Source organism: Sphingobacterium litopenaei, from assembly GCF_014692495.1.
Lineage (GTDB): Bacteria > Bacteroidota > Bacteroidia > Sphingobacteriales > Sphingobacteriaceae > Sphingobacterium > Sphingobacterium litopenaei.
The window spans coordinates 19,645-33,351 of sequence record NZ_JACOIJ010000007.1; the positions used below are offsets into that span (position 1 = coordinate 19,645).

A 13,707-nucleotide genomic window follows, 5' to 3' on the forward strand; every position below is an offset into this window, starting at 1 on the left:
CTTGACCACGTATGGTTTATTATAGTTAAAAATAGCATAAATAATCCACACTAAAGAACACACTTTAAGTGAATCAGTTGAGTAAATCGGTTTATTTTTCTATCGGAAGATTTAATTCCTCAATTCCCCATTCGGCCCATGATCCATCATACACTCTAATTTTTTGTGTACCAATAAGATGACTGGCAAAAGCTATAATTGATGCGGTAATTCCTGATCCGCATGTAAATACATGTTCACTGCTTTTAGTATTATGATGTTCAAATAAGGATTGGATGTCCTCCTTATTTGCGAATACTTCTCCTGCGAGTACTACTTCATAAGGAATATTTTTGGAGTGCGGAATATGCCCACCGTGCAATCCTTTTCGAGGTTCGGGTACTAGACCCGTAAATCTTCCTTTACTTCGTGCGTCGAAAATATCAATCTCCGTACCTTTATAATGTTCAAGAATGAACTCTTTGTCTGCATACCAATCTCCTCTGAAATTTGCCTTGAAATTTCCTCTCGCGGGAGCGTCAGCATATTCCGTAGTTATTGGATACTTGTTTTTCTTCCATATAGGCAAACCACCATTAAGTACATATACTTTATCAAATCCCATTACTTTAAACATCCACCAGGCTCGTGGAGCAGAATAAATTCCCCAGCAGTCATACACTACAACAGTACTCTCTTGGTTAATTCCCAACATTTGCATTTCTTCCTCAAAGACTTCAGGTGCAATTAAAGTGTGGGGTAATTTTGATCTTTTATCAGATAATTTTCCTTCAATATCAAAAAATAAAGAGTTAGGAATAAGTTCCAACTTTTTTCCTTTCAGTGATTTTCCAACTTTATCAATAGTGCAGTCTAAAAGAATAATCGTATTATCTTTTAGTGCTTCAGCTAATTGTGTGACCGTAATGAGAGAAGAATCGAATATCATAACCTAAATTTACGAATTAAGCTACAAAAACAAAAAGCTCCAATCTTGCGATTGGAGCTTTTCTTATATGTGATCAGTGACTAAAAATTATTTTTTGTCGCCACCTTCCATTTGCTCTTTCAATTGAGCTAAAACGTCTAAATCACCTAAAGTAGATTTCTCAACTGAATCTTTTACTTTTTTCACTGCGTTTGATGCTGATTTAGCGTCTTTTTTGCGTGCGTTAGATTCTTCTTTGCGAGCTTCTTCTTTAGCTTCTTCCCAGATACGAGAGTGAGAGATAACTAAACGTTTGTTCTCTTTGTTGAACTCGATGATTTTGAATTCAGCAGTGTCATCTACTTTCAATGCTGAACCGTCTTCTTTTACAGAGTGTTTAGAAGGACAGAAACCTTCAACACCGTATTGTAAAGCTACGATATCACCTTTGTCACCAACTTTGATTACTGTACCTTCGTGGATCGAACCTTCGGTGAAGATAGTTTCGAATGTATCCCAAGGGTTTTCTTCTAATTGTTTGTGACCTAAAGATAATTTACGGTTTTCTTCGTCTAATTCTAATACAACTACATCTAATGTTTCACCAACTTTAGTGAATTCGTTAGGGTGGTTGATTTTTTTAGACCATGATAAGTCAGAGATGTGGATTAATCCGTCGATACCGTCTTCTAATTCAACAAATACACCGAAGTTAGTCATGTTTTTAACTACAGCTTTTTGTTTAGATCCAACTGGGTAACGCTCAGTGATGTTTTTCCAAGGATCTGGAGTCAATTGTTTGATACCTAAGCTCATTTTGCGCTCTTCGCGATCCAATGTTAAGATTTGAGCTTCAATTTCATCACCTACTTTTAAGAACTCTTGAGGAGAACGTAAGTTTTGTGACCATGACATTTCAGATACGTGGATTAAACCTTCAACACCTGGAATGATTTCTAAGAAAGCACCGTAATCAGCAACTGTTACGATTTTACCTTTTACTTTAGAACCTACTTCTAATGCAGTGTCTAAAGATTCCCATGGATGAGCTGATAATTGTTTTAAACCTAATGCGATACGTTTTTTCTCATCATCAAAGTCTAATACAACAACGTTGATAGTTTGATCAAGAGCTAAAACTTCTTTTGGATGCTCGATACGGCCCCAAGAGATATCTGTAATGTGAAGTAAACCGTCAACACCACCTAAGTCGATGAACACACCGAAGTCAGTGATATTTTTAACAGTACCTTCTAATACTTGACCTTTTTCTAATTTAGCAACGATTTCTGATTTTTGGTTTTCTAAATCGTCTTCAATTAATACTTTGTGAGATACTACTACGTTTTTGAATTCGTGGTTGATTTTTACCACTTTGAATTCCATAGTTTTACCTACGTAAACATCGTAATCACGGATAGGTTTGATGTCGATTTGAGATCCAGGTAAGAAAGCTTCTACACCTTTGATGTCTACGATCAGACCACCTTTAGTACGAGATTTAACGAAACCGTCGATGATAGCATCATTTTCTAATGCTTCATTGATAGCTTCCCATGATTTTTGAGTTTTTGCACGCTTACGTGACAATACTAATTGACCATTTGCATCTTCTTGAGACTCTACAAATACATCAACAGTATCCCCGATTTTTAAATCAGGTAGATCACGAAACTCAGTTTTTGCTACAAGACCGTCTGATTTGAAACCTACGTTTAATACAACGTCTTTGTTGTTGATAGAAACAACAACACCTTCGATAATTTCACCTTGATTGATTTGGTTGAAAGTACCAGCGTATTGCTCTTCTAATTTAGCACGCTCAGCCTCGCTGTAGTTACCGAAAGCTTTCTCGTCAGCATCCCAATCGAAATCACCTTCTGGTGTAGACCAAGTAGTTGATTTGATTTGGTCGATCAAAGTTGAATCTGCTTCAGACTCAATTGTCTCAGTGTCTTTCACTACTTTAGTGTCAGCACCTTGTAGCTCTGCGTTTTTCGCCGCTAACTCTTTTTCTGCTTCTTGTTTTTTTGCCATTAATTAATTTTCTCCTTTTTCCTACATTGTAGGAAGTGCAAAGATACGAAAAAGTTTTATTTCCAATTATTTATGTAAAAAAAAGTTTCAACAGTTTTTTATTCGCTCGAAGAGTCGATGGCAGAGGTCTGTATTATTATTTTTACAAGGTCTTTTTCATTAAATGGCTTGATGATGATATTATCAAAGGTTAGCATCCTTTTTTTCTCTAATTCTTTGATTTGTTCATAATCAGAAGATGTAGCTATGACTTTGGTTTTGGCAAGCTCAGGTAGCTTTCTGATATATACTAATAGCTCATCGCCAGTCATAATTGGCATATTGATATCTGTAATGATAATATCTGGTGTATAGTTCTTTAAGATTTCGAGCGCTTCTAGACCATTAGAAGCTGTTTTGACCTGCGTAAAACTTTGGAAATACTGCTTGAGGTATAAGATGTTGAGAATATTGTCATCTACCAAAAGCCATGAAATAGTGCCAGTTAAATCAGCTAAGGTGTTATAAGTAACAGATGGTTTATTTTTCTTTTTGGCCTTTGGAATAGGAATTTCTATGGTAAATGTACTTCCATAGTTTTCTTTACTCGTAAAGGTGATTGAACCTTGTAACTGTTTTACCAATCTTTTCGTAATATACAAACCTAAACCGATTCCATTACTCAATTTGTTTTCGTCGCTTTTAGTAAAGTATTTTTTGAAAATATTGGGTTGCATGCTTTCCGAAATACCTAATCCGGTGTCCGAAATGCGAATGTATAAATTGTTGAGTTCATTGATCATGATGTAACAACTTACCTTGCCATGCATGGTGTATTTAATACCATTAGATATTAGGTTGGTCAATATTTGACGGATTTTGAGTTCATCACAATGAATTATAGTTGGGGTATCTTCTTCAATGATGACTTCGAGTGCTATATTTTTAATTTCAGCCTGACTTTTGTGTATCAAATAAATATCATGGGCCAATTCTTCTATATCAAAATCTTTTAATTCTATGGAGGATGTATAATCCATTTTACTAAGATTAAGAATATCATTAATGGTACGGGAAGTATTGGATATATTAGAATATGCTGAATCGAGGAATAGTTTTTCCTTTTCCGAATAGATATTAGATCTCCTACGCAGTAAATCTATTATACCAATTAAAGAATTGATAGGCGTCCTAATCTCATGACTTATTTCTGCTAAGATATCTGATTTTTCGGAAGCTAACTTGGCCGCATATTGCTCCTCTTGAATTAATTGTTCTTCGTAATATTTATTTCTGAATTGATAGTAAATCATAATAAATATTAGAATAAAGATAAAAACAAGACATAATATTGTTTGCCATGTCAATTTACCAGATTGTCTCAACAAATCCTGGTGTTCATTTTGGAGCATTTGTTTCTGTTTCAACAATTGCAAATCATTAATTTCTAATAAGGTCTGGTAAATGCTGTATAATAAAGTGAAATGATTGGCTAATAATTTCCTTTCGGATTTTCTTATCGATTCGTAAGTGTTTCTAAATTGAAAGAAATGACTATAATTGGATTTAGAGAAATTTTTAATCTCTTCATTATAGGTGTGGATCACCTCTTCATCTATGACAGGGTCTTGTTGTATTTTTACAATATTATAAATTATTGATTTTTCTTTATTTTGTGGAGATTTCTTTACTTTGTTGATGTCTATTGTGAGATTTTTAGTAGATGGAGGAGACGAAAGTACTGTGTTTTGAAGTCTTGATTGTAACGTATCTGTCTGTGTGGATAAGGCTGTGAGTTGTTTGATTTTAGTTTGTAAAACTTTATACTTATCTAAGCGAACTAATGAGTTTAAATCATATGCAAATTGTACGCTATCGCGTTGATGTGACTCTATTATTTCGTTAGTTATCTGGCTTAGACTGAGAAGATCTTTTTCATATTCTTTATAATTATTTATCTGGAGATCAATAGAGAATTGTCTAAAGTGGTTTTCTGCTTCTAAGAAGTAATTGACCGCGTTTTCGTATCTTGAGTCTTTGTAATTTGTAAGCTCTATTAGGTTAGAAATACGTTTTTGAATTCCTTCAAAATAGTTAATACTAATAAAGAAAATAGTAGTAATAAAGAGAAAGAGAGCAATCGTCGCAACAAGTAAGGCCGTTCTTATTCTGTTTCTTGAATGAATCTGTTTTTCTATCATTAAGCAACTATGTTTTGAATTGATTAACTATCTTTTTAATTGGAGTTTTTATACTTTGTTTTGATAAAATAATACTTGTATTAAGTTCAAAACCTATCAAAATTATTAAGGAATTTAAATACATCCAAATCATTATTACAATAATAGTACCTATCGATCCGTATAATTTATTGTATGCGTTAAAATTATTGATGTAAAAGGCAAATCCAGAAAAGGTTAGAATTGCCAATATTGTTGCTAATAAAGCACCTGGACTAAAAATCTTCCAATGCTTAGAACTGGAGGGACCGTACTTATATACTAGTCCAACAGTAAGGAAATAGATTAAGAAAAGAATACTCCAGCGAGAAATTTTAAGAAGGAAGGTCCAAAGCCAAGCTAAATCATAATCTATACTTTCCTTTAGGTAGTTAATGATGACCCCAACCGCTGTAAAGACCCCTATACCTAATGCTAATGCGGTGATAATCGCAATAGAAAGAGCCAAAGCAATGGTTCTTCTAACAATCCATTTTCTGTTTTCGCGCGTTAGAGAAGCTTTATTAAAAGCCATCATCAGATTGGTCATGCCATTGGTTGCAAAAAATGTTGCCAATAGAAAACCAAAAGAAAGCAAACCACCATTTTGGTTTTTGACAATATCCTCTAATGTGTTTTTAATGGCATTGTACGCATCCGTTGGAATAACAATTTCCAAAAATCCCAATAATTTCTCTTGAAAATTTTCGACAGGAATATAAGGAATCAAGGTAAATAGGAAGATAATACCTGGAAAAATAGCCAGTATAAAATTGTAGGCTAAGCTAGATGCTTTATTGAGAATAGACTCGCGTGTTATTTCTTGGAAGAAGAACGTAGCAACAGTATAAATAGGAAGTTTTCCAAAACCAGGTATATAGGCTGTTTTGCTCCATTCGACCAAATTGTCGTACGGTTTTAACAATAATAATCGATTATGGAGCTTGTTCATTTCACATTAGTCGAAATAAGGCTCCATTTGCTTCATGAAAACATCTGGGGCTTTGCAAGGTCTGTTTTTAGCCATATCAACAAAGACTAGTTGAGTGGTTCCTGTATTTAATAATGTGCCAGCCTCATTGTACACTTCATATTCAAACTTGATTCGAACGGCTGGTTTTTCTCGAATTATTACTTTAATCGTTAATAATTCATCATATTTAGCCGGTTGAATATACTTAATATTCATTTCCAGCACGGGCATCATGACACCCATTTCTTCCAATTCTTTGTAAGAAAATCCTGTTTTTCGCAACATTTCGGTACGAGCTACCTCGTAATAGGCTGCATAATTTCCATAATAAACGTATCCCATTTGATCCGTCTCTGCATATCTCACCCTAACTTTTTCTTCGTGTACAAACATGGATATTTTTATTTTTTATCTTTTAATATTTCTTTCGTCTAGTGCTTTTTGGAATTTGCGCGCATTAATTTGATGTTCTGCTACTGTTTCAGCAAAGGCGTGATAGCCCGAAAAATCTTCTTTTGCACACATATATATATAGTTGTGATTTGACGGATTTAATACGGCATCAATAGCCACAATTGGAGGCATATTGATTGGTCCTGGAGGCAGACCTTTGTATCGATATGTATTGTATGGATTATCAATCGTTAAATGTCTATTCAACACACGGCGAATACTAAAATCATTATTGGCAAAAATCACCGTAGGATCTGCTTGAAGCAACATTCCTCTTTTCAATCTATTCAAATATAGACCTGCTATCATTGGCATTTCGTCGTTGTGAAGAGCCTCTCCACGTACGATGGAAGCTAAAATAGAAACTTCAACAGGCGTAAGATTTTGTTGTTTTGCTTTTTCTATACGTTCAGCTGTCCAGAATTTTTTGTATTCTTCATTTAGACGATCAATCACTTTATCTGCGGATGTATTCCAATAGATTTGATAGGTATTTGGAATAAACATCGTGTAAAAGTTGTCCTTGGTGAAGCCATATTTTTCAGCTACTGCTTCATTGGTCAATAGAGAAAGAAATTGCAAAGAATCTTGTTCGAAATTGCGACCCAGAAAACCAGCAAAATCTTCTTTCAATCGGATATTCGAAAAACGTAATGATACAGGTTCTTGGTATCCGCCGCGAAGATTTCCAATGAGTCTTCTGTTGCTCATCCCTTTTTCTAATTTGTAGCGACCAGCTTTTACAGAAGTTGGATATTTCATCGCTTTGGATACATAATCAAATTCATCTGCATCTTTTACCACATTGTCCGTACGGATTCTGCTCAATACATTTTCGTAAGTGTCATTCGTATATACGAATAAATATTTCTGCGCATCGGTTACCGAAGCACCTAAGAAGATTTGATAAATTTTATACCCCACAATAAGTCCTACCGCAAGGATTATTGCAATGGTGATTCCTAACAATTTAGGAAATTTCTTTGTTGTAGTCATGTTTTTAATTTGGAAGTTTTTCTGTCGGGGTAATGTCGTTTGCTAACTCTAAATTAATTGGGGAACCAATACTGATAAAACGTGATGTCGAATCAGGAGATTGACTGATAACACGAGCTGTAGCCGTATCTACTATATTACCAGTAATTTTTCCTACAGTAAGACCAAGACCTGCTAAAGCAAATTTCGCTTCTACCAATGTATAGTTTGTCAATGTAGGGATTTCTACTTCATTAGCCCCTCGACCATTGCCAAGCACTAATGTTATTTTAGAACCTTTAGCTATTAAACGTCCTGTTTTAATGGTTTGTCCTGCAAATTTTGCATCTAAAACCACATCTCGAGCAATGTCATTGATGTAAATGGTATCTGCAATTTTTAGCGAAGCATTGTTAAGAATAGCTTGTGCTTCGATTAGGTTTTTTTCGATAATATTTGGGAATTCTACATCCGGAGCTACTTCCGTAATAATTGTTAAATAGATTGTACGGCCACTTTTAACAAGAGCACTCGCTGAAGGATTTTGTTCGATGACCAACCCTGGTTTAGCATCCATTTGATAAATCGAATCGATTTTGTATTCCAAGCCAGCTTTGTCCAATATTTCTTTAGCTTCAGTGATGGTTAATCCTTTTAATAAAGGTACTTTCTGCGCATCACCATGTTTGGTATAAATTCTTAGTCCGATATATACCGTTAAGAAAATTCCTGCGATGGCTATTAATGCATAAATGAGGTTTTTTCTAAACTCATCTGTTTTTAGATAAAGTAATAATTTGGACATCCCTAAGTGTTTTATTTTTCTTTAATGTAAAGTTACGCTATCTGTAGTGGATAAACCTAACGAATATTCAGCAAAAATATTCGTTTTTCCGTGTATCACAAATTATATTTGCGAACAGAATCCCTTAATATGAAAACAAAAGTAGCATTAGTCACAGGTGGATATACAGGTGAAGCTGAAGTATCTTACAAAAGTTCAAAATTCGTTTACAGTCAATTAGACAAAGATAAATACGATATATATTTAATCGATATCACACCAGAAGGTTGGTATTACGAAGATGAAAACGGAACGAAACACAATATCATAAAAGATGATTTCTCCTTGTTGTTAAATAATGTTAAAATCACATTTGACGTCGCGTTTATCATCCTTCACGGCACACCAGGTGAAGATGGTCGATTGCAAGGTTATTTTGATATGGTAGGTTTACCGTACACTTCTTGTAATGCATTAACATCTTCGTTGACGATGAACAAAGGCTACACAAAAGCAATTATCGCGGATATTCCAGAGTTGAATGTCGCTAATTCTGTATTGCTTTTTGAAAATCATAGAGCAGAAGCTGTTCACTTAGTGGAGTCAAAGTTGCAGTTGCCTTACTTCGTAAAACCAAATGCGGGCGGTTCTAGTATTGGTATGTCCAAAGTAAAAGAAGCTTCGGAATTAAAGGAAGCCTTGGATAAGGCGTATGATGCAGAAAATACAGGTGCTCAGGTATTGGTAGAAGAATTTGTTACAGGTAGAGAGTTTTCACAAGGTATTTTCAGAAATTCAAAGGGGGAGTTGGTGGTTTTGCCAGCGACAGAGGTCAAAACTACACGTGAATTTTTTGACTTCGAAGCGAAGTACACGCCAGGATTAACAGAAGAAATTACTCCAGCTGATTTGACTCAAGAGCAGCAAGATCGAGCTGCGCGAATTATCAAAAAGATTTATATTCGATTGAATTGTAAAGGTATGGTACGTGTGGATTTCTTCTTAGAAAATGGAACCGACAAATTCTATTTTATAGAAATCAATACTATTCCTGGACAAACTGCGCAAAGTTTTATTCCGCAACAAGTTCGCGCTTTTGGAATGAAAGAAACTGATTTTTACGGAGAGTTAATTGAAGCTGCTTTAGTAAAATAATACTTTTTATTTTTTAATAAAAGGAAAGGGCAAGTTAACCACAACTTGCCCTTTCTGTATTAATATAAATTATTGAATAACAGCTTAAATGTACCATGTGTTTGGCCTCTAAAGGTAATATCTGAAGTAAATACGGTCAGCTTACCTTTTTCTATGCTTTTCTCGAATCCTATAACGCCATCTTTAAGGTATTTTTCTCCCCATGACCAACCACTTTTCAAGACTTTTTCGGAAGAAAACCACATTAGAGGCTTGAGGGTAGAATCCTGAATTTTGTAAACATTATTATTAGAGAAATAAAAATCAATTTCTGATGGATAGCCTTTTCCTGATTTGGAGTTGTTGTCCAATGAAGCCGTTAAGACCGAACCAGGTGTATAGTACACTTCGCGTTTTAAAGGTTTATTATCTGTGTCTACCAAGTGATTCACCACGTTTAATTTTAGATCTTCTGCTATTTTTGAGCTGTTACCAATTGCAATCAAATGCCCACCATTTTTAATGAATTTTTCCAGTTGTGGAAGTGTAGTATTCATTGTCATATTTCCCCATTGTGATATGTAATTAGCTGGGAGATTCGCTGGAAGAGAACTTGAGAACGTTCTAATCAAAGCATTACTTGGTAGAATAATGACGTCATATTTTTTATTTAAATCACCTTTGTCGAGTTCTGGTGCAAAAACTAATGTAAAATCATAGCCATATTGCTCAAGAATAAAACGAGTCCAGCCCGAAGGCATACTACCGCCGTAGGTGTCCCAAAGTCCTATGCGAAGGGATTTAATGAGTTTACTATCATTTGGTAAATTATTAACACCAGTTGTGGACAAACCTGATTTGGCTAACAATTCTTTTACTTGAATATTATTGGGAAAAATAAAACCTCCAGCTTCATTGCGGTAAACTTTGACTTTTTGCTTTAGTAATGCGTTGACTACGCGAAAGCTTTCGTTGTCTTTATTCGCTAACACTACATATTTTTCTGTACCTAGTGCTGCTGTATTAATTTTTAAAGGCTCACCATAAGGTAGCATAGTGAAATTTCCTTTTACGTCATCAAAAGCACGGTCAAAATTGATATGCATCATATAAGCCAAAGTCCAGCCAGCTGCATCGTATGGTGGGATAGGAGGGCCACCTGCATATTCGAAATCATTAGGATGATCTTGTGCTTCAAACATATCCAGAATATGCGGACGAAAAGCCTGATTCGTTCGTATCAGATAGCTTTGAGCTGGATATTTTTTACCATCAAAAGCGAAACTTTCTTTTGCTTGTTCGATACGAATTCCATTCGCTGATAAGGCATTTAGGAATTTGATTGTTGTAGCTGGATTATCTTGCTGTGCAGAAATAATATATGCTCTTGGGTCACGATATTTTGAATCCTTCAACAATGAATCTAGGGCCTGTATTGGATTACTACGTTGATTTTTTAACTTTTCGTCTTGTACTTTTAAATTTTCAATAGCTTTTTCCACAACAGCGACTTTGCTTGGGGATAAAGACCAACTGTCTTGACTACCTTTTTCAATGGAATTTCTTCCCATTCGATATATGTTAAACAAAAGCTCTTCTCTAAACTTGGCTGCATAATTCAATACCGCGTAATTTAGCGATGTCGAATAATCGATAGATTGTTTGAAATGCCAAATCTGTGGAAGAACGGGATAGTGCGTATTACTATTGGGAATCAAACGTGATGGCACCAAAGGGATTTCAAATGGATTGGGTCCACCAATAATTTCAGTCAATAAGCCAATTGTGTTGTGAAAATAGGTGGTTGTACGCAATCCGCCATTATACCATGTGGAGAAGACCGAGCCACCGCGCTGAGTGTAACCTGGCTTATTTTCTGCATACAATCGTGATGACATTGCAGCACCCAATGATTCGATTCCTGTAATGACCAAAGGATCGAATACATAATTAAATGGATCACGATAAGGTGCACCCGCAACTACAGCTCCTGCTGGTGCTGTTTGATGGTGGTTGTACATGATCTGTGGATTCCATTCAATAAACAATTGTCGGGCTATATTTTGAGATTCTTTTAGATTCAACATAAAGAAATCTCGGTTATTGTCATGACCTGCGTATTTTTGATAAAGAGAAGGTAAATTACTCAGTGAACGTTTCTCTGGCTGTGATTCTCTCATATACCAATTGCTGACCAACTCTTGTCCATCTGGATTAGCATGTGTTAATAGAATAATACAATTTTCAAGAATATTTTTAGTCTCATCATCATTTTTACTTGCCAAAAGGTAAGCTATCTCAATTAATTGGTGCATGCCTACGGTTTCGGTGGCGTGCAATCCACCGTCAATCCATACTACAGATTTGCCTTGCTTGGCTAATTCTTTTGCTTTTTGCTCTGAAAGTTCGGCACGTGCAAGACTTTGCGAAATGGATTTATATTCGGATAATTTTGCCAGATTTTGAGGTGAAGAAACAATTAGCATGGGCTGATCTCTGCCTTCTTCCGTCTTACCAATGACTTGATAAATGACCCTGTCCGATTGTTGAGCTAGCTTTTTGAAATAGGCTTCTGTCTGTGTAAAATTTGCTAAATGGTAATCCTCGCCAATTGCGAAACTAAAATGTTCTTTTGGAGTGGTTATCTGTGCGGATAAAATATGAAAATGCACAAATAGAAGTGCTAGAAAGTATATTTTCTTCATTGATTTAGAAAATTGGTAGTGTCTAAATAAAGATAATGAAGAAAGATGGGAATGAAGAACTGAATTGATTTAGAATTAGAAATGTTACATGTTCGTAATAGTTCGGAAAGTCAAATTGACGCGAGGTGTATGGATTATTTTCGTTGGAGGAAGTCTGTGCAACCAGTGGGTCTGCGTTTCATCTTTCATAATAAGCAATGATCCATTCTCTAAATTAATATCAATCTTTTCTTTGGAAGTTTTATGTTTGAAAGAGAATTTTCGTTCTGCGCCAAGACTAACGGAGGCTATCGCGCCATTTTTCTTCAAATCTTTTTCGCCATCGCTATGCCAAGCCATTCCTTCATCTCCATCATGGTATAGATTCAGTAAGCATGAGTTGAAGGTTTCGCCACTTGATTTTTCCACTATAGTTTTTAGTTCCAATAAAGTGTTGTTCCACGGGGAAGCGACTTTTTCGATGCCCGAATATTTGTAAGAATACGCATGATCACCATACCAAGCTACTTTTCTTTTGGTAGTAACTAGTTTGCCAAAAATAATGGCTTGATCGTGCTGCCAATTTATTTCTTTCAGCAATTGTTCGTAGAAATAGGAGGGATTATCCAGAATTGGACCATAATAAATCACAGAGCCATCATAAGGTAGCAAGTTTTTTGTTGGGTCGGCTGTATTAAATAATTTCATCTGTAATAGAGTTTATAGTTGCATGTTCCCACCCAATGATCGCTGTTTTGCGAATTGGTCCCCACATATAACCGCCGAAGAGTCCAGAAGTTTGAATCACCCGATGACAAGGTATCAGATAAGCTATTGGATTGCTTCCTATCGCAGTTCCCACTGCTCGGGATGATTTAGGATTGCCAATCTCGTGTGCTATTTGACCATACGTTTTCAACTTTCCCTGGGGGATTTTCAATAAGGCTTCCCATACTTTGAGCTGAAAGGATGTGCCCTTCAGGTGTAAATGGATTGGCGAGTTTATTTTTGAAGTATAATTAATAAAATCTTCTATTTCCTGATGAAGGGCTTGCTCTGAGTATATAATTTGTGCATTCGGAAATAAAGACTGAATAGTTTTTAAGGCATTTTCATCCCTGTCAATAAAAGAAACATGACAAATTCCCTTGCTCGTGGAAGCTACACAAACTTCTCCAAATAAAGTGCTTTGAATACTATAGTTGATTTCTAGTGATGCACCTCCATTCTTATATTCAGCAGGTGTCATCGCTTCTATATGGACAAAAAGCTCGTGTAAGCGACTTGTACTGCTCAATCCCGTTTCGAAAGTTGCTATTTCTGTAGATTTGGAATCCTGAAGAATTTGTTTTGCGTATTGTAGACTAATGTATTGCAAAAACTTTTTTGGCGTGGTGCCTGCCCATTCTTGGAATAAACGTTGAAAATGAAAAGGACTGAGATGTACGTGTGCTGCAATTTCTTCCAAACTAGGTTGTCTTTTGAAATTAGCTTGAATGTAAGCTAATGCTTTTGCTATCCGATTGTAATTCAAATTATTTTCTGACATCTCCATACACAAA

11 protein-coding genes are annotated in these 13,707 nt (G+C 35.5%); 1 reads left to right on the top strand and 10 read right to left on the bottom strand.

The window, feature by feature from the left end:
- Positions 1–91 precede the first annotated feature (91 nt).
- The 7 genes from H8B04_RS05420 to H8B04_RS05450 form a co-directional block, all read right to left on the bottom strand.
- Positions 92–928 (bottom strand): sulfurtransferase, encoded by an 837-nt coding sequence (locus H8B04_RS05420; protein ID WP_190301702.1) that lies wholly within the window; start codon positions 926–928, stop codon positions 92–94.
- A gap of 87 nt (positions 929–1,015) precedes the next feature.
- Complete coding sequence (gene rpsA, locus H8B04_RS05425; RefSeq protein ID WP_165290212.1) at positions 1,016–2,944, bottom strand: 30S ribosomal protein S1; 1,929 nt, start codon at positions 2,942–2,944, stop codon at positions 1,016–1,018.
- A 98-nt stretch (positions 2,945–3,042) separates the two neighbouring features.
- A complete protein-coding gene (locus H8B04_RS05430; protein ID WP_190301703.1) occupies positions 3,043–5,124 on the bottom strand; it encodes a hybrid sensor histidine kinase/response regulator in 2,082 nt (693 codons plus the stop codon).
- Between the two features lie 7 nt (positions 5,125–5,131).
- Positions 5,132–6,094: a YihY/virulence factor BrkB family protein gene (locus H8B04_RS05435; protein ID WP_165290214.1), complete on the bottom strand. Its 963-nt coding sequence runs from the start codon at positions 6,092–6,094 to the stop codon at positions 5,132–5,134.
- 6 nt (positions 6,095–6,100) lie between these two features.
- Positions 6,101–6,508: an acyl-CoA thioesterase gene (locus H8B04_RS05440; protein ID WP_190301704.1), complete on the bottom strand. Its 408-nt coding sequence runs from the start codon at positions 6,506–6,508 to the stop codon at positions 6,101–6,103.
- A gap of 15 nt (positions 6,509–6,523) precedes the next feature.
- Positions 6,524–7,564, bottom strand: a complete 1,041-nt coding sequence (gene mltG, locus H8B04_RS05445; RefSeq protein WP_165290216.1) for an endolytic transglycosylase MltG — start codon at positions 7,562–7,564, stop codon at positions 6,524–6,526.
- A 4-nt stretch (positions 7,565–7,568) separates the two neighbouring features.
- Positions 7,569–8,348 carry a PASTA domain-containing protein gene (locus H8B04_RS05450; RefSeq protein ID WP_190301705.1) on the bottom strand — a complete coding sequence of 260 codons (780 nt, stop codon included), beginning with the start codon at positions 8,346–8,348 and terminating at the stop codon, positions 7,569–7,571.
- Between the two features lie 129 nt (positions 8,349–8,477).
- On the opposite strand from H8B04_RS05450, the gene H8B04_RS05455 reads away from it, so the two are divergent.
- Entirely contained in the window at positions 8,478–9,482 is a 1,005-nt protein-coding gene (locus H8B04_RS05455) for a D-alanine--D-alanine ligase (RefSeq protein ID WP_165290218.1), read from the top strand.
- A 59-nt stretch (positions 9,483–9,541) separates the two neighbouring features.
- Here the strand turns inward: H8B04_RS05455 and H8B04_RS05460 are convergent, their stop codons facing one another.
- The 3 genes from H8B04_RS05460 to H8B04_RS05470 all read right to left on the bottom strand — a co-directional run bounded on the left by H8B04_RS05460 (position 9,542) and on the right by H8B04_RS05470 (position 13,694).
- Positions 9,542–12,166 (bottom strand): M14 family metallopeptidase, encoded by a 2,625-nt coding sequence (locus H8B04_RS05460; protein WP_190301706.1) that lies wholly within the window; start codon positions 12,164–12,166, stop codon positions 9,542–9,544.
- Positions 12,167–12,250: 84 nt separating this feature from the next.
- Positions 12,251–12,853: an alpha-ketoglutarate-dependent dioxygenase AlkB family protein gene (locus tag H8B04_RS05465; protein ID WP_190301707.1), complete on the bottom strand. Its 603-nt coding sequence runs from the start codon at positions 12,851–12,853 to the stop codon at positions 12,251–12,253.
- Complete coding sequence (locus H8B04_RS05470; protein WP_190301743.1) at positions 12,840–13,694, bottom strand: bifunctional transcriptional activator/DNA repair enzyme AdaA; 855 nt, start codon at positions 13,692–13,694, stop codon at positions 12,840–12,842. Before H8B04_RS05470 ends, H8B04_RS05465 begins: the two co-directional genes overlap by 14 nt.
- Positions 13,695–13,707 lie beyond the last annotated feature (13 nt).

Coding starts and splice junctions, on each gene's coding strand:
- H8B04_RS05420 (WP_190301702.1), bottom strand. CDS start 928: ATGATATTCGATTCTTCTCTCATTACGGTCACACAATTAGCTGAAGCA.
- rpsA (WP_165290212.1), bottom strand. CDS start 2,944: ATGGCAAAAAAACAAGAAGCAGAAAAAGAGTTAGCGGCGAAAAACGCA.
- H8B04_RS05430 (WP_190301703.1), bottom strand. CDS start 5,124: ATGATAGAAAAACAGATTCATTCAAGAAACAGAATAAGAACGGCCTTA.
- H8B04_RS05435 (WP_165290214.1), bottom strand. CDS start 6,094: ATGAACAAGCTCCATAATCGATTATTATTGTTAAAACCGTACGACAAT.
- H8B04_RS05440 (WP_190301704.1), bottom strand. CDS start 6,508: ATGTTTGTACACGAAGAAAAAGTTAGGGTGAGATATGCAGAGACGGAT.
- mltG (WP_165290216.1), bottom strand. CDS start 7,564: ATGACTACAACAAAGAAATTTCCTAAATTGTTAGGAATCACCATTGCA.
- H8B04_RS05450 (WP_190301705.1), bottom strand. CDS start 8,348: ATGTCCAAATTATTACTTTATCTAAAAACAGATGAGTTTAGAAAAAAC.
- H8B04_RS05455 (WP_165290218.1), top strand. CDS start 8,478: ATGAAAACAAAAGTAGCATTAGTCACAGGTGGATATACAGGTGAAGCT.
- H8B04_RS05460 (WP_190301706.1), bottom strand. CDS start 12,166: ATGAAGAAAATATACTTTCTAGCACTTCTATTTGTGCATTTTCATATT.
- H8B04_RS05465 (WP_190301707.1), bottom strand. CDS start 12,853: ATGAAATTATTTAATACAGCCGACCCAACAAAAAACTTGCTACCTTAT.
- H8B04_RS05470 (WP_190301743.1), bottom strand. CDS start 13,694: ATGTCAGAAAATAATTTGAATTACAATCGGATAGCAAAAGCATTAGCT.